This is a genomic window from Pseudomonas sp. LAM2023 (genome assembly GCF_016620375.1).
Taxonomy (GTDB): domain Bacteria; phylum Pseudomonadota; class Gammaproteobacteria; order Pseudomonadales; family Pseudomonadaceae; genus Aquipseudomonas; species Aquipseudomonas anuradhapurensis.
The window spans coordinates 104,192-121,543 of the sequence record NZ_JAENHV010000017.1 but is presented as its reverse complement, the minus strand read 5'-3'; the positions used below and the strand labels follow the sequence as shown (position 1 = coordinate 121,543).

Genomic DNA, 17,352 nt, shown 5'->3' with positions numbered 1-17,352 from the left:
AGGATCCACAGTCATGACCACCCTCGAACGCCCACAGCCCAAGCTCTCGATGGCCGACAAAGCCGCACGGATCGATGCCATTTGCGAACAGGCGCGCATCCTGCCGGTGATCACCATCGCCCGCGAGGACGACATCCTGCCCTTGGCTGATGCCCTGGCCGCTGGCGGTATCCGTACCCTGGAAGTGACCTTGCGCTCCCAGCATGGCCTGAAGGCCATCCAGGTACTGCGCGAGCAGCGCCCGGAGCTTTGTGTCGGCGCCGGCACCGTGCTCGATCGCAGCATGTTCGCGGCGGTTGAAGCTGCAGGGGCGCAGTTCGTCGTTACCCCAGGCATCACCCAGGACATTCTCGAAGCGGGTGTAGACAGCGAGATTCCGCTGTTGCCGGGTATCAGCACGCCCTCCGAAATCATGATGGGCTACGCCCTGGGTTATCGCCGTTTCAAGCTGTTTCCGGCGGAAATTTGCGGCGGCGTTGCGGCGATCAAGGCCTTTGGCGGCCCGTTCGGCGACATTCGCTTCTGCCCGACCGGCGGGGTCAACCCGGCTAACGTGCGCAACTACATGGCGCTGCCCAATGTGATGTGCGTGGGCGGGACCTGGATGCTCGACAGCAGCTGGATCAGGAATGGCGATTGGGCGCGGATCGAGGCATGCAGTGCGGAGGCGATTGCGCTGCTGGACGCCAACTGAATTTGTTGTGTGCTTTACGGCTTATGGGGCGCTTGGTCAGCGCCCCTTTTTTTTGCCTGGAATTCGTCTGCTGTCTGTACCGGCCCTTTCGCGGGCTTGCCCGCTCCCACAAGTATCGCGCTGCTCCAGGTGCCGTGCAGTACCTGTGGGAGCGGGCGAGCCCGCGAAAGGGCCGGCACAGGCCAACAAAAAAGCCCGCATCAAACGATGCGGGCTTTCTTGTTCATCGGGGTACGGTTCAGGCGGCCTTGGCTTCCTGCTGGCTCAGCGAGCGGTTCAGTGCGCTGAACAGCGCCTTGAAGCTGGCGGTGGTGATGTTTTCATCGATACCCACGCCATGCACCGGACGACCGCCGGCTACGCGCAGCTCGATGTAGGCGGCAGCCTTGGCATTGGTGCCTGCGCCAATCGCGTGTTCGTTGTAGTCCATGATCTCGACGGCAATCGGCAGGCCGGCCACCAGGGCTTCCAGCGCGCCGTTACCCTTGCCGCGCCAGTGCAGGGTGGTCTCGCCTTCGCCGGCGACTTCCACTTCCACGGCGCTGTGGCCGTTTTCTTCCTGCAGGCGGTGGCTGACCAGCGCGTACGGCGCGTTGGCCTGGAGGTATTCCTTGTGCAGCAGGTTGTAGATCTGCTGGGCAGTCATTTCCAGGCCCAGGCGGTCGGTTTCACCTTGCACCACCTGGCTGAACTCGATCTGCATGCGGCGCGGCAGGCTGATGCCGTATTCCTGCTCGAGCAGGTAGGTGATGCCGCCTTTGCCCGACTGGCTGTTGACGCGGATCACCGCTTCATAGCTGCGGCCGATGTCGGCCGGGTCGATCGGCAGGTACGGCACTTCCCACAGCTCGCCTTCCTGTTGCTTGGCGAAGCCCTTGCGGATGGCGTCCTGGTGCGAGCCGGAGAATGCGGTGTGGACCAGGTCGCCCACGTACGGGTGACGCGGGTGCACCGGCAACTGGTTGCACTCTTCGACCACCTTGCGCACGCCATCGATGTCGGAGAAGTCCAGCAGCGGGTCGATGCCCTGGGTGTAGAGGTTCAACGCCAGGGTCACCAGGTCCACGTTGCCGGTACGTTCGCCGTTGCCGAACAGGCAGCCTTCGGCGCGGTCGGCACCGGCCATCAGGCCCAGCTCGGTGGCGGCGATGCCGGTGCCACGGTCGTTGTGGCAGTGCAGGCTGATGATCACGCTGTCGCGGCGGTTGATGTTGCGGCAGAACCACTCGATCTGGTCGGCGTACACGTTCGGCGTGGAGACCTCCACGGTGGCCGGCAGGTTGAGGATGATCTTGTGCTCAGGCGTGGGGTTCCATACCTCGATGACCGCGTCGCAGACTTCCTTGGCGAACTCCATTTCGGTGGCGCTGAAGGTTTCTGGCGAGTACTGGAAGGTCCACTGGGTTTCTGGCTGCTGCGCGGCGTATTTGACGAACAGCTTGGCCGCGTTCACCGCGATGTCCTTGACGCCTTGCTTGTCCTGGTTGAAGACGATGCGGCGGAACGACGGGCTGGTGGCGTTGTACAGGTGGACGATGGCCTTCTTCGCGCCGCGCAGCGACTCGAAGGTGCGGGCGATCAGGTCTTCACGGGCCTGGGTGAGCACCTGGATGGTGGTGTCGTCCGGGATGTGGCCGTCTTCGATCAGCGTGCGCACGAAGTCGAAATCGGTTTGCGAGGCAGACGGGAACGAGGCTTCGATTTCCTTCACGCCTACCTGCACCAGGGTCTTCCAGAAGCGCAGTTTCTTCTCCGAATCCATCGGCTCGATCAGCGACTGGTTGCCATCACGCAGGTCGGAGCTGCACCAGATCGGCGCGGCGGTGATGGTCTTCGACGGCCAGGTACGGTCAGGCAGGTCGATGGTCGGGAAAGCACGGTATTTCTTCGAAGGGTCTTTGAGCATGGTCATGGAAGCAATCCTTTTGTGTGCGGCCGAGATCGGGCCTGCCGAGCGATAACGAGATGAATAGGCGAGGCGATGCGATTCAGCCTGGTAGTCGGGCGCTGACCAGGCAGAGGCTGCGATGTTGTCGGAGCAGGATGAGGGTGCTGAAGGTTTTCATGCCTTCAACCCTAACCAGTGGGGTGGGGGATGGCAAGCGTTCACAAAAAATTGAGAGGAATGCTTAAAAAAAGCGCTTCGGCGAGATTTTATAGCTTGATTGAGCTGAGTACTTATTTATTTTTGCGTGGTATTTTTCGATGGCGCAACACGGTTGAACTGATGTCGACTGTGTTGGCCTCTTCGCGGGCGCGCCCGCTCCCACAGGTACGATGCAGCCTCAAGACGCAGCGCAATACCTGTGGGAGCGGGCATGCCCGCGAAGCAGACACGCGGTCTCAGGGCTGGAATGCCCCAATGAAAATCGCCGGATCCACCCGCGCATCATTCAGGCTGACATTCCAGTGCATATGTGGCCCGGTAGCCCGCCCGGTCGAGCCCACCCGGCCGACCACGTCACCCCGGCGCAGTGGTTGGCCCACCTGCACGTCGATCTTGGACATGTGGCAGAACATGCTGATGAAGCCCTGCCCATGGTCGACGAACACCGTGCGGCCATTGAAGAAGTAATCGCCCACCAGGATCACCTTGCCATTGGCCGGGGTCTTGATCGGCGTGCCGGCCGGCACCGCGAAGTCCAGCCCGGCATGCGGGTTGCGTTCTTCGCCATTGAAGAAGCGCCGCACGCCGAACTTGCTCGACAGCGGGCCATTGACCGGTTTGTCGAGGATCAGGTTGCTCGGCAGCGCTGGACTGAAGCTGCGGTAGGCCGCGATCTGCTCGGCCAGTTCGCGGTCGATGCGTTTGAGGTCGGCCGGGTTCGGGTTGACCTGGCGGGTGTTCTTCAGGGTAATGCGCTGTTCGGGGTATTTCTTGCTGGTGACGGTGAAGGGCAGGGTGCGGTCGCCCTGGCTCAGCAGCGCAGTACCCGGCTTCTGGGTCAGCGGGATACCGACGATGGCCAGCCAGTTGTCCTGCTCCTTCACCACCAGCACCGGCTTGCCGTCGAAGCGGGCGCTGGGCGCGCTGGCGGCGGGGCCGAGGTCGACCACTGCAACGCCGCCGGGTACCGGCTTGTTCAGCGTGCGGGTGATATAGCTGGCCTGGGCGCCGCCGGCCAGCAGCAGGAGGGAAAGGGCAAGCAGGGGCGCGAGCAGGCGAGGCATGTGTCAGTCCAGAAGTGAGAGGGTGACCGGGGTCAGGTGGTTGTCTTCGACCCGCACCAACAGCTCGCCTTCGTTCAGGCGCGCGGTCAGGCGCTGGCCATTGCGGGTTTGTCCGGCGCTGCGGATAGCCTGGCCCTGCTCGTCCAGCAGAATGCTGTAGCCGCGGGCAAGCGTGGCCAGGGGGCTGACCACCTGCAGCGTCTGCAGTTGGGCCTGGAAGCGCTGACGACGGTCCTTGAGCACCTCGCGCATGGCCCGTGGCAGGCGTTCGGCCAGGCTGTCCAGGCGCTGGCCCAGCAGTTTCAGGGTGCGACCGGGGTGCTGCGCAGCCAGGCGGGTATCCAGCCGTGCCAGGCGTTCGTGGCGCTGGTTGAGGCTGAGCATGAATGCCCGGCGCAGACGCATGTCCAGGTCATCCAGGCGCTGCGCCTGCTGGCGCAGGCGCTCGCCCGGGTGACGCAAGCGCCGGGTCAGCGATTCGAGGCGCAGGCGGTCGTGGCTCAGGCGGTTCTGCATGCGTAGCAACAGGCGCCGTTGCAGGCCATCCAGGCGTTGCTGCAGGCCGCTGTTGTCGGGTGCCAGCAGCTCGGCGGCGGCCGACGGCGTGGGGGCGCGCACGTCAGCGACGAAATCGCTGATCGAGACATCGGTTTCATGGCCCACGGCGCTGACGATCGGCGTGACGCAGGCCGCCACGGCGCGCGCCACGGCTTCTTCGTTGAAGCACCACAAGTCTTCCAGCGAGCCGCCGCCCCGGGCCAGGATCAGTGCATCGAAACCGAGGCTGTCGGCCAGGCGGATGGCGCGCACGATCTGGGCAATCGCTTCGCGACCCTGCACGGCGGTGGGGATCAGGTTCAGTTCCACTTGCGGGGCGCGGCGGCCGAACACGCTGATGATGTCGCGGATCACTGCGCCGGTGGGCGAGGTGATGATGCCGATGCGCTGCGGGTGGGCGGGCAGCGGTCGCTTGCGTTCGGCGCTGAACAGCCCTTCGGCGCCGAGCTTTTCCTTCAGCGCCTCGAAGGCCAGGCGCAAGGCGCCGTCACCGGCCGGCTCGACGGTATCGAGGATCAGTTGGTAATCGCCACGCCCCTCGAACAACGACACCTTGCCACGTACCCGCACCGCCAGGCCATCGCGCAGGGCCTGGCGCACCCGCGTGGCGTTTTGCCGGAACAGCGCGCAGCGCACTTGCGCGCCGCTGTCCTTGAGGGTGAAGTACATGTGGCCGGACGCCGGGCGGGCGAGGTTGGAAATCTCGCCTTCCACCCACACGCTGCGGAACACGTCTTCCAGCAGCACGCGAGCGCGGCCGTTGAGTTGGCTGACGGTGAGGACCTCGCGGTCCAGGCCGAGTCGTTCGAAAGGGTCTCTGATCATGCCGGGCATCATAAAGGACATCGGCCCCGGTTGTCTGTCCCGGCCCTATCGCCGGCAAGCCGGCTCCTACCGCTATCGCGCTGGCTTGGGCGCCATGCTGTCGCTGTGGCGGCCGGCTTGCCGGCGATGGGGCCGTTCAGGCCTGCATCGCCGTCACGAACTGGCGCACCAGCGGCCCTGCATCACGCCGGCAGGCCAGCGCCACGGTACTCTCACATTCCCCCGCCAGCGCCACGAAGCTGACCGAAGCCGGTGCAATCTCACGCATGCATTCCGGCAACAACGCCACGCCGAAGCCCGCCTGTATCAACTGCAACTGCGTGGTCTTGCGCGACAGCACCTGCGCCGCCTGCGGAAAGAAACCTGCCGCCATGCACAACGAGGCCGCCAGGTAGCTCAGCCCGCCACGGTCCCGATGCGGGATGGAAATGAAACGCTCCTCGCGCAACTGCTCCAGCTGCACCTGTACCGCGCTGGCCAGGGGATGCCCGGCGGCGACCGCCAGCAGCAGGGGCTCACTGAACAGTGCCTGCAGCATCACCCCTTCATGCTGGCGCAGTACTGGCAAGCGCAGCAGGCCAACATCCAGCCGCCCCGCGGCGATATCCTCCAGCTGTGCCTCCGACGATTGCTGGGCGATCTCCAGCGAAATGCCCGGGTTGCCGCTCAGGTAGCTGCCCAGGCGAGCCAGCAGCAGGCCGCTCAGCGGCACCGTACTGGAGTGGTTCAGGCGCAGGCTGCCTTGCCGCCCCTCGCCAATGTCGCGGGTTACCCGCTCGGCCTGCGCCAGTTCCGCCAGCAGCCGGCGCGCCCGTTGCAGGAAAACCTGGCCAGCCAATGTCAGGCGCGGCAGACGTGCCGTGCGCTCGAACAGCGGAGTGGCCAATTGCTGTTCCAGCTCCTTGATTTGCCGGCTCAGTGCCGACTGGGCGATGTACAACCGCTCGGCCGCGGCACTGAAGCTGCCGCATTCGGCGATTTCCACGAAGTAACGCAACTGGCGGATCGACGTCATGTCATGCCTTTTCGAGATGGGTGTGGCAACAAAGGCATATTAGTCGGCATGACTCGTCGCTGGCTAACCTTTGCCTGTATTCCTCGGAACCGCTGCCATGCTCGCTCAATTGTCGTTTTCCGGCCTCGACTGGCTACCCGTCCTGCTGGGTGTAGGCGCCGCCTACATCGTGTTCGGCATTGCCGGGTTCGGCACCGCGCTGGTGGCCGGGCCGATCCTCATCCACTTCATGCCGTTGTCGCGGATCATCCCGTTGCTGGTGCTGCTCGACTTCGTCGCCGCCTTCGGCAACCTGCTGCCCTCGCGCCGCGACGTGGTGCGCGGCGAGCTGCTGCGGTTGCTGCCGTTCATGGCCATCGGTTGCACGCTGGGCGTGGTGTTCCTGTTGCAGTTGAAGTCCGACCTGCTACTGCTGCTGATGGGGCTGTTCGTGACCGCCTATGCCCTGTACGAGCTGGCGGTGAAGGTGCGGCCGGCGAGCCTGTCCGGCGTGTGGGCGGCACCGATGGGCACGGCGGGCGGAATGTTCGGCGCCTTGTTCGGCAGCGGTGGCTTCCTTTACGCGCTGTACCTGAGTGCGCGGCTGGAGGCAAAGGAACAGGTCCGCGCCACCCAGAGCGCGTTGATCAGCTGCAGTACGCTGGTGCGCCTGACGCTGTTCCTGGTCGCCGGCGTGTATGCCGACCAGAGCCTGCTGCTACTCGCCGCCTGCCTGCTGCCGGTGATGGGCGCCGGGCTCTGGGCCGGGCGCAGGCTGACCCACCGCCTGTCCCGTGAAGCCTTCGTGCGCCTGGTCACCTGGCTGGTGCTGGCCAGCGGCCTGGCGCTGATCGGTCGCTACCTGAGTACCTGAGCAGGCGGTAGAATTGCAGCACAACCGCAGTTTTCAGGCTTGCCCCGTTCATGAACACCCAAAGCATCATCGTTCCCAAACTGTCCACGGTCCCGGTGCACGAAGCCCGGGCTCGCGCCATCCTGCGCTGGCTGGTGCGCGAAAAGATCGTCGAGGAGCAACTGACCACCTGTGGTCGCACCGGCAACCGCATGGGCCATGCCTTGGCCGAAGGTGCCCGCAAAGTGGCCCTGCACCCGGAAAGACTGCCCTTCGGCGAGCCGGTCAACGGCCTGGAAGTGATGCTCAAGCGCTGCATCTATACGCCCACCGAAGGTTTCCTCGAAGAAGCCGGTTGCCCGGAATGCCGGCGCGAGGTGGGCGAGCCGCTGTTCGAAAGCCTGGAGGAATGGATGCCGGCGGTGAGCGACAACTTCACCTGCCCGCTGTGCGGCTTCGAAGACGACATCAACGGCTTCATTTTTCTGCAGCCATGTGCCTTTTCCAACCTGGGGTTCATCTTCAACAACTGGGGCGAGGCCGGGTTCACCCCGGCCTTTCTCGACAGCTTCGCCGACTGGCTCGACCAGCCGGTGGCGGTGGTACAGGTAAAACTGCCACAAGGCTGACCGAAGGCCCTTATTTTGCATTGAGCGGCGCGCCGTGCATGAGTATAATGGCGCGCTTCCATTTTTCCCGCCCGGGAGCCCCCGCGATGCTGCGTATCAGCCAAGAAGCCCTGACCTTCGACGATATCCTCCTTGTACCTGGCTATTCCGAGGTACTGCCCAATGAAGTCAGTCTCAAGACCCGTTTGACCCGTGGCATCGAGCTGAACATTCCGCTGGTTTCCGCCGCCATGGATACCGTGACCGAAGCGCGCCTGGCCATTGCCATGGCCCAGGAAGGCGGTATCGGCATCATCCACAAGAACATGACCATCGAACAGCAGGCCAGCGAAGTCCGCAAGGTCAAGAAGTTCGAGGCTGGCGTGGTCAAGGACCCGATCACCATCGACGCCGACGCCACCGTGCGCGACCTGTTCGACCTGACCCGCCTGAACAACATCTCTGGTGTTCCGGTGCTGGCCAATGGCGACCTGGTCGGTATCGTCACCTCCCGTGACGTGCGCTTCGAAAGCCGCCTGGACGCCAAGGTGCGCGACGTGATGACCCCGAAAGAGCGTCTGGTCACTGTCCGCGAAGGCGCCGACAAGAACGAAGTCCGCGAGCTGCTGCACAAGCACCGCCTGGAAAAAGTCCTGATCGTCGACGACAAGTTCAACCTCAAGGGCATGATGACCGTCAAGGACATCGAAAAGGCCAAGGCCTACCCGCTGGCCAGCAAGGATGACCAGGGTCGCCTGCGCGTCGGCGCCGCCGTCGGTACCGGCAAGGACACCGGCGAGCGCGTTGCCGCCCTGGTTGCCGCTGGCGTTGACGTGGTGGTTGTCGACACTGCCCACGGCCACTCCAAAGGCGTTATCGACCGCGTTCGCTGGGTGAAGGAGAACTACCCGCAAGTGCAGGTGATCGGCGGCAACATCGCCACCGGCGCTGCGGCCAAGGCCCTGGCCGAAGCCGGTGCCGATGCCGTCAAGGTCGGTATCGGCCCAGGCTCGATCTGCACCACCCGTATCGTTGCCGGTGTCGGCGTGCCGCAAATCAGCGCCATCGCCAACGTTGCCGCAGCACTGGAAGGCACTGGCGTGCCGCTGATCGCCGATGGCGGCATCCGTTTCTCCGGTGACCTGTCCAAGGCCATCGTCGCCGGTGCTTCCTGCGTGATGATGGGTTCGATGTTCGCCGGTACCGAAGAGGCCCCGGGTGAAGTCGAACTGTTCCAGGGCCGTTCCTACAAGGCCTATCGCGGCATGGGCTCGCTGGGTGCCATGGCACAGGCGCAAGGCTCGTCCGACCGCTACTTCCAGGACTCCTCGGCCGGTGCCGAGAAGCTGGTACCGGAAGGCATCGAAGGCCGCGTTCCCTACAAGGGTGCCCTGGCGGCGATCATCCACCAGCTGATGGGCGGCCTGCGTTCGTCCATGGGCTACACCGGCAGCGCGACCATCGAAGAGATGCGTACCAAGCCGGAGTTCGTGCGCATCACCGGTGCCGGCATGGCCGAGTCCCACGTGCATGACGTGCAGATCACCAAAGAAGCCCCTAACTACCGCGTAGGCTGAGGCTTCCGGCAATACCTGTTAGCGGGGCTGTCACGACAGCCCCGCGTCGTTTCCGATTTCCACTGACGAGATTGAGTCATGGCCCTCGACATTCACGCTCACCGCATCCTGATCCTCGATTTCGGTTCCCAGTACACCCAGCTGATCGCCCGCCGCGTGCGCGAGATCGGCGTGTACTGCGAACTGCACCCGTTCGACATGGACGATGAAGCGATCCGTGCATTCAACCCGCGCGGCATCATCCTCGCCGGCGGCCCCGAGTCGGTCCACGAAGCCAACAGCCCACGTGCCCCGCAGGCGGTGTTCGACCTCAACGTACCGGTGCTGGGCATCTGCTACGGCATGCAGACCATGGCCGAGCAGATGGGCGGCAAGGTCGAAGGTTCCGACCTGCGTGAATTCGGTTATGCCCGCGTGGACGTGGTCGGCAAGAGCCGCCTGCTCGATGGCATCGAGGACCACATCGACGCCGACGGCCTGCTGGGCCTGGACGTGTGGATGAGCCACGGCGACAAGGTCACCCAGATGCCGAGCAACTTCCACGTGCTGGCCAGCACCCCGAGCTGCCCGATCGCCGGCATGTTCGACGACGCGCGTGGCTACTACGGCGTGCAGTTCCACCCGGAAGTGACCCACACCAAGCAGGGCGGTCGTATCCTGTCCCGTTTCGTGCAGGACATCTGCGGCTGCGAAGCCCTGTGGACGCCTTCCAACATCGTTGAAGACGCCATCGCCCAGGTACGTGAGCAAGTCGGTTCGGCCAACGTCCTGCTGGGCCTGTCCGGCGGTGTCGACAGCTCGGTGGTTGCCGCACTGCTGCACCGCGCCATCGGCGACCAGCTGACCTGCGTATTCGTCGACAACGGCCTGCTGCGCCTGCACGAAGGCGACCAGGTGATGGCCATGTTCAAGGAGAACATGGGCGTCAAGGTGATCCGCGCCGACGCTGAAAAGCAGTTCCTCGACAACCTGGCCGGCGAAGCCGACCCGGAGAAGAAGCGCAAGATCATCGGTCGCACCTTCATCGACGTGTTCGACGCCGAAGCCAGCAAGCTGGAAAACATCCAGTTCCTGGCCCAGGGCACCATCTACCCGGACGTGATCGAGTCGGCTGGCGCCAAGAGCGGCAAGGCCCACGTGATCAAGTCGCACCACAACGTGGGTGGCCTGCCAGAGGAAATGAACCTCAAGCTGGTCGAGCCCCTGCGTGAACTGTTCAAGGACGAAGTGCGCAAGATCGGCCTGGAGCTGGGCCTGCCGTACGACATGGTCTACCGCCACCCGTTCCCGGGCCCGGGCCTGGGCGTGCGTATCCTCGGTGAAGTGAAGAAGGAATACGCCGACATCCTGCGTCGCGCTGACCACATCTTCATCGAAGAGCTGCGCAAGGCCGACTGGTACCACAAGACCAGCCAGGCCTTCGTGGTGTTCCAGCCGGTCAAGTCGGTGGGTGTCGTCGGCGATGGCCGTCGCTACGCCTGGGTCGTGGCCCTGCGTGCCGTCGAAACCGTGGACTTCATGACCGCGCGCTGGGCGCACCTGCCATACGAGCTGCTGGAAACCGTCAGCGGCCGTATCATCAACGAAATCGACGGTATCTCGCGCGTGACCTACGACGTGTCGAGCAAGCCGCCGGCGACCATCGAGTGGGAATGATCCCGCCTCGCGGTTGAACGAAACGGGCCTGCATTGCAGGCCCGTTTTGTTTTATCCGGCAAACCTACTCGGCCCCGGGCGGATGCCCGAAATACGCCTTGTAGGCATGGCAGAAGTTAGCCGGGTTGGCGTAGCCGACGTGATAGGCAATTTGCGAAACCTGCCAGCGACGTTCCAGCAGCAGGGCACGGGCCAGTTCCAGGCGCTGTTGCCGCACGTATTGCAGGATCGAGCGGCCAAATTCCTGGCTGAATGCGCGGCGCAAGGTGGTCTCGCTCACGCCCAGCTGGCGGGCCAGGGTTGCAGCCGTCGGTGCGGCGCTCAGGTTGGCATCGAGCTGGCGGCGCGCTTCGATGGCCAGGTCGCGCCAACCCCGGTCCCGGGTTTTTCCGCTGAACCGGTGGCCGATGAGCTGGTTGGCCAGCTCCAGCACGATGGCCAGGCTCAAGCTTTCGCAATGCAGGCGCCGGAGCCCGCCGGTGTAGGGCGACAGATACAGCTGCTGGAACAGGCGACTGACCGTTGGCCACTGCGGCAACTGGTCGAAACGCATGCCATCCGCGGACAGCGCCAGCAATGGCTTGAGCTGCAGGTCGTCGCGGACCAGTTCGACCAGGTAATCACCAGCAAGACGGACCCCGGCCATGCGGGCGTGGCTGTTGGCGGGTAACTGGTCCTGCGCTTCCAGGCTTTCACCCAGGCACAGCATGTGCAACCGGCCAGGGGCATAGCTGTTGAGCTGGCCGTCGATCTTGTGCTGCCACGCGCCGTCGAAAACCTGCACGAAACACAGGCTTTGTGGCAGCACCTTGTCGATCCTCAGCGGTTCGGGGAACTGCAGGTTGCAGTCGAAGTACTGCAACCCGCCATGCACCGTCTGCGCCTGATAATGGCCGGTCGCGCTGCCCATCACCCGCGCGCTGCGTGCATCCAGCACCCCGGCCTCGGCAAGTGAGCCGGGGCTGTCGAAGGAAAAGGCGGTGTCGAGGTAAGGGCTGTTCGATCGCATGTGCGCTTCGCATCCTTGGCTGAGGGCGGCATGGCCGCAAATGGTAACGCGTGCACATATTCAGCGACAGCCATTGTGCGCAAGGCGTTGTCTGTTGTGCGAACCGGTCAGCGGGGTTGGCAGCGCGGACAAGGCTTATTTCAATGTGCGTTTGTTCCAATTCAGGATGAAAAGACATGCTCGCTTATCGCAAATTCGCAGCCCTGCTGGTGGCTTCGCTCACCCTGTGGCTGGGCCAGGCTCACGCTGAACAACGGCCGCAAGTGGCCGACCAGGTAGTGGCTTACACGAGCACGCAAGGGGCCAAGGTATGGACGCTGCGCATTGGTGAACGCGCCGCCAACGAGGCGCTGGTACAGGTTGAAGGCGTCGACCACGACTGGAACATGCGCATTCAGAAAATGCAGGTGGAGAAGACCAGCCGGGATACCCGTTATTCCACCACCGTGGATGGCAAGAAATTCGTCGTGCTGATCGTCCAGGGCAGCTGGGGTGGCGAACTCTACCTGCCGGGCGAGGCGCAAGCGCTGCAAGTCGGCTATTCGCAAGAGCTGTCGCAGCAGGGTAATGCGCAGGCATTCCTTACCGATTACCTGGCGGCACAGAACCAGGAGGGGCAATGACCATGGGCGAATTCACCGACCCGATGTCTGACCTGTCCGGTTCGCTCGGCCAGGACTACGAGCATAGCCGTGCCGCCCAGCGCGACCGGGTGATCGCCGAGCTCAAGCAAGTGATCGAGCGCGTGCCCGAGCAGAGCGAGTTCACCAACTCCCGACGTTACCGGGTGTGGGGGCCGATACTGTTGCTGGGGGCCCTGATTATCACGGCCGTCACCTTCAACCCAGAGCGCTTGGGGGCGGTGGCAGCGGGGGTCTTCATCACCCTGATTGCTGCAGCGGTAACCTGGCAACACCGCAATGCCGGCACCCAGGTATTCATGCGCCTGACCCGCCGGCAGTTGTTCGTCGATACGCTGGATGCGCCGGTAGACCTGGCGGAAGTGGAAGATGTTTCGGTCAAGGATGAAGGGCTGGTCACGGTGCAGACGCTGGAGATGAGCAGCGAAGCCGCCCTGCCGAAGCATCATGTGGTGAAACTGCAGTTCTTCGGCAACCAGGCCATGGTGCTGAAAAAACCGCGCCCGCAGATCCGCATCATGTCCGCAGGCCTGGCCAGCAACGGGCGCAAGCTGGACAACGAGGAAGTGCTTGCGGTGCTGGCGGCCTATCGCGATGCGGCACATGCACAACGGCAACTGGAGCTGCTGCAGGCTGATGGATAACGACGAACGCGAAGCTCACCTGACGTACCTGCAGGCGCAGGCCGACGGCCCCACCGACAGCTTCGAACTGCTGGAACACTCGCTCGGCAAGGCGCTGGCCTGCGCCGTGATTGGCCTGTTGCTCGGCGGACTGGGGGCCTGGCTGGTCGCCCTGGCGGTGCAGTTCAGTGCCAATGCCAGCCGCGGTGCCATCTGGCTGCTGGCTGGTTTCGGCCTCGCCTTGGTCGGTGCCGGGGTGGCGGCGCTGGCCTGCGCCGCCGTGCTCTACCGCCGGCACGGCAAGCGGGTGCTGAGCGTGACGCCCGATACGCTGTGCTTTGCCAACGCACAGGCACCGACACCCCTGCATGACTTTGACGGCTTCGAGGTCGAGCAGGGTTATTTCACCACCCGGCTGATCTTTACCGTGTCGGCGTTCAGCCACGCGCCCGCCCTGGCGCCGGCCTGTTTCAAGGCATTGGCCTCGCCTGACGCGGTGGCCATCGCGGGCGGCTTGCGGGTCAGGCTGTGGTTGTGCACGCCCGTGGTGGGCGGGCGCCGCCTGAGCCTGCAGGAACTGGTGGATTTGCTTTATGCCTATGTGCAGGCGGCCCAGGCCAGGCGGAGCTTGGCGCAGCTGTTTCCGGGCGTGGCGCGCCTGGGCGAAACGGCCAGATGAGCCGGGTCGGGACTAGCGGCGTGTGCTGGCGATGAGGCGCCTGGGTTGGGGCCTGGCCCTGCTGTTGCTGCCACTGGCGCTGTTCGGCTGGGGGCAGCTGCAACATTGGCGCGCCGACACGGCGCAGGAGCAGGCACGGATCATCCGCCAATGGCTGGCTGCACCCAGCGATGCCTTGCTGCAAAGCCTGCCTTGGGCCGCGCGCAAGCAGCTCAACGGGCGCCTCGACAGGCGCGAAGCGCTGCAGGCGCAGTTAGCCGTGCTCGACGCCGACCGTCACTGGCTGGGCGTGCGTAAATGGATGGCCAGCCTCAGCGGCTGGTTGGCACTGGGGGCTTTGTTCACCGGTATCGGCGCCTGGCTCAGGCTGAGGATCGACGCCTGGCGAGCGCTACGCTCAGCGCAGTACCTGCACGGCCACATGACCGCCAACTGGCTGGTGCTGGGCCGCTGGCTGAGTGCCTACCTGGTCCTGCTCGCCGGCTCGCTGAGCCTGTCATTGCTCTATGAGACCAGCCTCGGGCTGAGCCAAGCCGCGCAGGGCGGCCTGACCGTTCTGATCGTGGTGCTGCCGCTGACGTCTGTGCTCTTCGTCTGCATGCGCACCCTCTGGCGCTTGCGCCAACAGTGGCCGGGCATGGGCGCGCCGAGTGCGAGCTTTCTTGGCCGGCCACTCCACAGGCAGGCGGCGCCAGCGCTGTGGCGCTGGGTCGAGGGCCTGGCTGCGCAACTGCATGCGCCTGTGCCCGACCATATCGTGGTCGGGCTTGATCAAGGCTTTTTCGTCACCAGCGTGCCTGTCGTGCTGCAGCCCAGCGGCAGCCAGCTCAGCGGGCGGACCCTGTATCTGCCGCTGCCTTGCCTGACGGCCATGAGCCAGGCGGAGGCGGCTGCGCTGATCGGCCATGAGCTGGGCCATTTCCGCCGCCGTGACACTGAGCGAGGGAGTGAGATCTGCGCGCGTTTCAGCCTGATGTATGCGCACTATCAGGCCATGCTCGGCGCCGACAGCGCCCCGCCTTGGGCGGTGCGCCCGATCCTGTGGATGGCCGGGCAGTTCCTGCATCACTTCCAGGTTGCGGTGCACCATTGGGGGCGGGCGCAGGAATTGCTGGCCGACCGGGCGGGTGCCGAGGTCGGTGGGCCGAAGCTGTTCATCCAGGCGTTGCTGCGGGCGATTGCCCTGGGCCGGGTGATCGATGGGTTACTGCATGCTCGCGGTGGCGAAGGCCTGCCGCAGGCGTTGGCGTTGCACTTGCAACGCGCCCCGTTGCAACTGGGTGAAGAGGCGCTGGCGCTGACCATTACCCATCCGTTCGATACCCACCCCGACACCGCCACGCGCTTGCAGAACCTGAACGTCCTGCTCGACCCGCAATTGCTGCAGGCGGCCTTGCGCGCGCCGTCCAGCGATGACCAGCGGTGGTTCAACGAGCTTTGCCTGGCCCCCGATGGCAGTGCCGATGGCAAGGCTGCGGGCGGGGTTGCCAGAGACTTCACTTAATCTTTCCCATTTGCAGGTGTATCGTATTCGCCCTTCATCGCCAGCCATGCTGGCAGCTTGATTGCGCAGAACATGAGGTACCCGCACCGATGTCCTTCACCCGTCGACAAATGCTCAAAGGCCTGACCGGCCTGGTTGTGGTTGGCCTGGGCGCCGGTGGCGCGGCGCGTTACTGGCTGGGCCGGGTCGAGGACGACAATGCCGGGCATGATTACGAATTGATCGCCGCGCCGCTGGATGTCGAGCTGGTACCGGGGTTCAAGACCGAGGCCTGGGCGTTTGGCCCCTCGGCCCCGGGCACCGAGCTGCGGGTGCGCCAGGGTACCTGGCTGCGGGTGCGCTTCATCAACCACCTGCCGGTGGAAACCACCATCCATTGGCACGGCATTCGCCTGCCGCTGGAAATGGACGGCGTGCCTTATGTGTCGCAGCTGCCGGTCAAGCCGGGCGAGTACTTCGACTACAAGTTCCGCGTGCCGGATGCCGGCAGCTACTGGTACCACCCGCATGTCAGCAGCTCCGAGGAGCTGGGTCGCGGCCTGGTCGGCCCGCTGATCGTCGAGGAGCGCGAACCCACCGGGTTCCGCCATGAACGTACCCTGAGCCTGAAGAACTGGCACGTGGACGAGCAGGGCGCCTGGCTGCCGTTCAGCATCCCCCGCGAGGCCGCGCGCAACGGCACCGCCGGGCGGTTGATCACCATCAATGGCCAGGCCGATTCGGTCACCGAGCTGCCGGCCGGGCAAGTGGTGCGTGTGCGCCTGTTGAACCTGGACAACACCTGGACCTACCGCATCAACCTCAAGGGCAATTGTGAGGCAATGATCTATGCCCTGGACGGCAACCCGGTGACGCCACGGCCGCTGGACGACGACTACTGGCTTGGCCCAGGCATGCGGATCTGCCTGGCCATCCGCATTCCCCAGGCAGGCGAGGAGATCTCCCTGCGTGACGGCTTTGTCCGCCTGGGCACGCTGCGTTCGCTGCCCAGCAGCGATGCACCAAGCGACTGGCCGCCGGCGCTGCCGCCCAACCCGATTGCCGAACCGGATCTGGAGAACGCCGAAAAGCTCAACTTCAATTTCGAATGGGCGGCCAAGGTTTCTGTCAGCACAGACCAGGACAAACCCTCGAGCATGTGGCAGATCAACGGCCAGGCCTGGGACATCACCGACAAGACCTGCGCCGACCGGCCGATCGCCACGTTGAAGAAGGGCAAGAGCTACATCTTCGAGCTGAAGAACATGACCCAGTACCAGCACCCGATCCACCTGCATGGCATGAGTTTCAAGGTGATTGCCTCGAACCGCCACGACATCAAGGAGCCGTGGTTCACCGACACCTACCTGCTGGGCCGTAACGAGCGCGCCCAGGTGGCGCTGGTGGCGGATAACCCGGGCACCTGGATGTTCCACTGCCACGTCATCGACCACATGGAAACCGGCCTGATGGCCGCGATCGCGGTGGTCTGATGCGCCCGCAGATCATCGACCGCAGCCGCGATCAGGAATTCATGCGCCTGGCCCTGGCCCTGGCCGCCGAGGGCGCGGCCCTGGGCGAAGTGCCGGTGGGCGCGGTACTGGTACAGCATGGCCAGGTGATCGGCCAGGGTTTCAACCGGCCGATCATCGACAGTGACCCCAGCGCGCATGCCGAGATGGTGGCGATCAGGGCGGCGGCCAGGTCGGCCAGCAATTACCGCCTGCCTGGCAGCACCCTGTACGTGACCCTGGAACCCTGCAGCATGTGTGCAGGGCTGATCGTGCATTCGCGGGTCATGCGGGTGGTGTATGGCGCGCTGGAACCCAAGGCGGGGATCGTGCAAAGCCAGGGGCAGTTCTTCGGGCAGGGTTTTCTCAACCACCGGGTGATGGTGGAGGGCGGGGTGCTGGCCGAGGAGTGCGGGCAGATCCTGACTGAGTTCTTCAGGGCGCGCCGGGCAAAGGGCTGACCTGCACCG

16 protein-coding genes are annotated in these 17,352 nt (G+C 64.6%); 11 read left to right on the top strand and 5 right to left on the bottom strand.

Annotation, left to right across the window (positions count from 1 at the left end; translation table 11 throughout):
* The first annotated feature begins 13 nt into the window (after positions 1 to 13).
* Positions 14 to 694: a bifunctional 4-hydroxy-2-oxoglutarate aldolase/2-dehydro-3-deoxy-phosphogluconate aldolase gene (locus tag JKP78_RS10520; RefSeq protein WP_200626637.1), complete on the top strand. Its 681-nt coding sequence runs from the start codon at positions 14 to 16 to the stop codon at positions 692 to 694.
* Positions 695 to 932: 238 nt separating this feature from the next.
* Here JKP78_RS10520 and leuA read toward each other — a convergent pair whose 3' ends face one another.
* From leuA to JKP78_RS10500, 4 genes are all read right to left on the bottom strand, one after another.
* Positions 933 to 2,606, bottom strand: coding sequence for a 2-isopropylmalate synthase (leuA, locus tag JKP78_RS10515; RefSeq protein ID WP_170028465.1), 1,674 nt, complete (start codon positions 2,604 to 2,606; stop codon positions 933 to 935).
* Between the two features lie 431 nt (positions 2,607 to 3,037).
* Complete coding sequence (locus JKP78_RS10510) at positions 3,038 to 3,865, bottom strand: M23 family metallopeptidase (protein WP_186686122.1); 828 nt, start codon at positions 3,863 to 3,865, stop codon at positions 3,038 to 3,040.
* A 3-nt stretch (positions 3,866 to 3,868) separates the two neighbouring features.
* Complete coding sequence (gene xseA, locus JKP78_RS10505; RefSeq protein ID WP_186686120.1) at positions 3,869 to 5,248, bottom strand: exodeoxyribonuclease VII large subunit; 1,380 nt, start codon at positions 5,246 to 5,248, stop codon at positions 3,869 to 3,871.
* A gap of 136 nt (positions 5,249 to 5,384) precedes the next feature.
* Entirely contained in the window at positions 5,385 to 6,263 is an 879-nt protein-coding gene (locus JKP78_RS10500) for a LysR family transcriptional regulator (protein WP_186686118.1), read from the bottom strand.
* Between the two features lie 97 nt (positions 6,264 to 6,360).
* Between JKP78_RS10500 and JKP78_RS10495 the strand changes: the two genes are divergently transcribed.
* The 4 genes from JKP78_RS10495 (at position 6,361) to guaA (ending at position 10,936) form a co-directional block, all read left to right on the top strand.
* The gene (locus JKP78_RS10495) at positions 6,361 to 7,116 is read left to right on the top strand and encodes a sulfite exporter TauE/SafE family protein (RefSeq protein ID WP_200626636.1); all 756 of its coding nucleotides are present in this window, start codon (positions 6,361 to 6,363) and stop codon (positions 7,114 to 7,116) included.
* A 50-nt stretch (positions 7,117 to 7,166) separates the two neighbouring features.
* Positions 7,167 to 7,724, top strand: coding sequence for a sugar ABC transporter ATPase (locus JKP78_RS10490; protein WP_186686113.1), 558 nt, complete (start codon positions 7,167 to 7,169; stop codon positions 7,722 to 7,724).
* Positions 7,725 to 7,810: 86 nt separating this feature from the next.
* On the top strand, positions 7,811 to 9,280 hold the full coding sequence (gene guaB / locus JKP78_RS10485) for an IMP dehydrogenase (protein ID WP_085624113.1): 1,470 nt from the start codon (positions 7,811 to 7,813) through the stop codon (positions 9,278 to 9,280).
* A gap of 78 nt (positions 9,281 to 9,358) precedes the next feature.
* Positions 9,359 to 10,936 (top strand): glutamine-hydrolyzing GMP synthase, encoded by a 1,578-nt coding sequence (gene guaA / locus JKP78_RS10480; RefSeq protein WP_170028471.1) that lies wholly within the window; start codon positions 9,359 to 9,361, stop codon positions 10,934 to 10,936.
* 64 nt (positions 10,937 to 11,000) lie between these two features.
* On the opposite strand, the gene JKP78_RS10475 is transcribed toward guaA, so the two are convergent.
* Positions 11,001 to 11,945 (bottom strand): helix-turn-helix transcriptional regulator, encoded by a 945-nt coding sequence (locus tag JKP78_RS10475; protein WP_200626635.1) that lies wholly within the window; start codon positions 11,943 to 11,945, stop codon positions 11,001 to 11,003.
* Between the two features lie 176 nt (positions 11,946 to 12,121).
* Here JKP78_RS10475 and JKP78_RS10470 point away from each other — a divergent pair, with 176 nt between their 5' ends.
* From JKP78_RS10470 to tadA, 6 genes are all read left to right on the top strand, one after another.
* On the top strand, positions 12,122 to 12,568 hold the full coding sequence (locus tag JKP78_RS10470) for a hypothetical protein (protein ID WP_186686089.1): 447 nt from the start codon (positions 12,122 to 12,124) through the stop codon (positions 12,566 to 12,568).
* Positions 12,565 to 13,230 carry a hypothetical protein gene (locus tag JKP78_RS10465; protein WP_325166789.1) on the top strand — a complete coding sequence of 222 codons (666 nt, stop codon included), beginning with the start codon at positions 12,565 to 12,567 and terminating at the stop codon, positions 13,228 to 13,230. The genes JKP78_RS10470 and JKP78_RS10465 overlap by 4 nt, the downstream gene beginning before the upstream one ends.
* Positions 13,223 to 13,888, top strand: coding sequence for a hypothetical protein (locus tag JKP78_RS10460; protein ID WP_186686087.1), 666 nt, complete (start codon positions 13,223 to 13,225; stop codon positions 13,886 to 13,888). The genes JKP78_RS10465 and JKP78_RS10460 overlap by 8 nt, the downstream gene beginning before the upstream one ends.
* Positions 13,889 to 13,919: 31 nt before the next feature.
* Entirely contained in the window at positions 13,920 to 15,392 is a 1,473-nt protein-coding gene (locus tag JKP78_RS10455; RefSeq protein WP_200626754.1) for a M48 family metallopeptidase, read from the top strand.
* Between the two features lie 89 nt (positions 15,393 to 15,481).
* The gene (locus tag JKP78_RS10450; RefSeq protein ID WP_186686085.1) at positions 15,482 to 16,864 is read left to right on the top strand and encodes a multicopper oxidase family protein; all 1,383 of its coding nucleotides are present in this window, start codon (positions 15,482 to 15,484) and stop codon (positions 16,862 to 16,864) included.
* The gene (tadA, locus tag JKP78_RS10445) at positions 16,864 to 17,343 is read left to right on the top strand and encodes a tRNA adenosine(34) deaminase TadA (protein WP_170028477.1); all 480 of its coding nucleotides are present in this window, start codon (positions 16,864 to 16,866) and stop codon (positions 17,341 to 17,343) included. Before JKP78_RS10450 ends, tadA begins: the two co-directional genes overlap by 1 nt.
* The last annotated feature ends 9 nt before the right edge of the window (positions 17,344 to 17,352 follow it).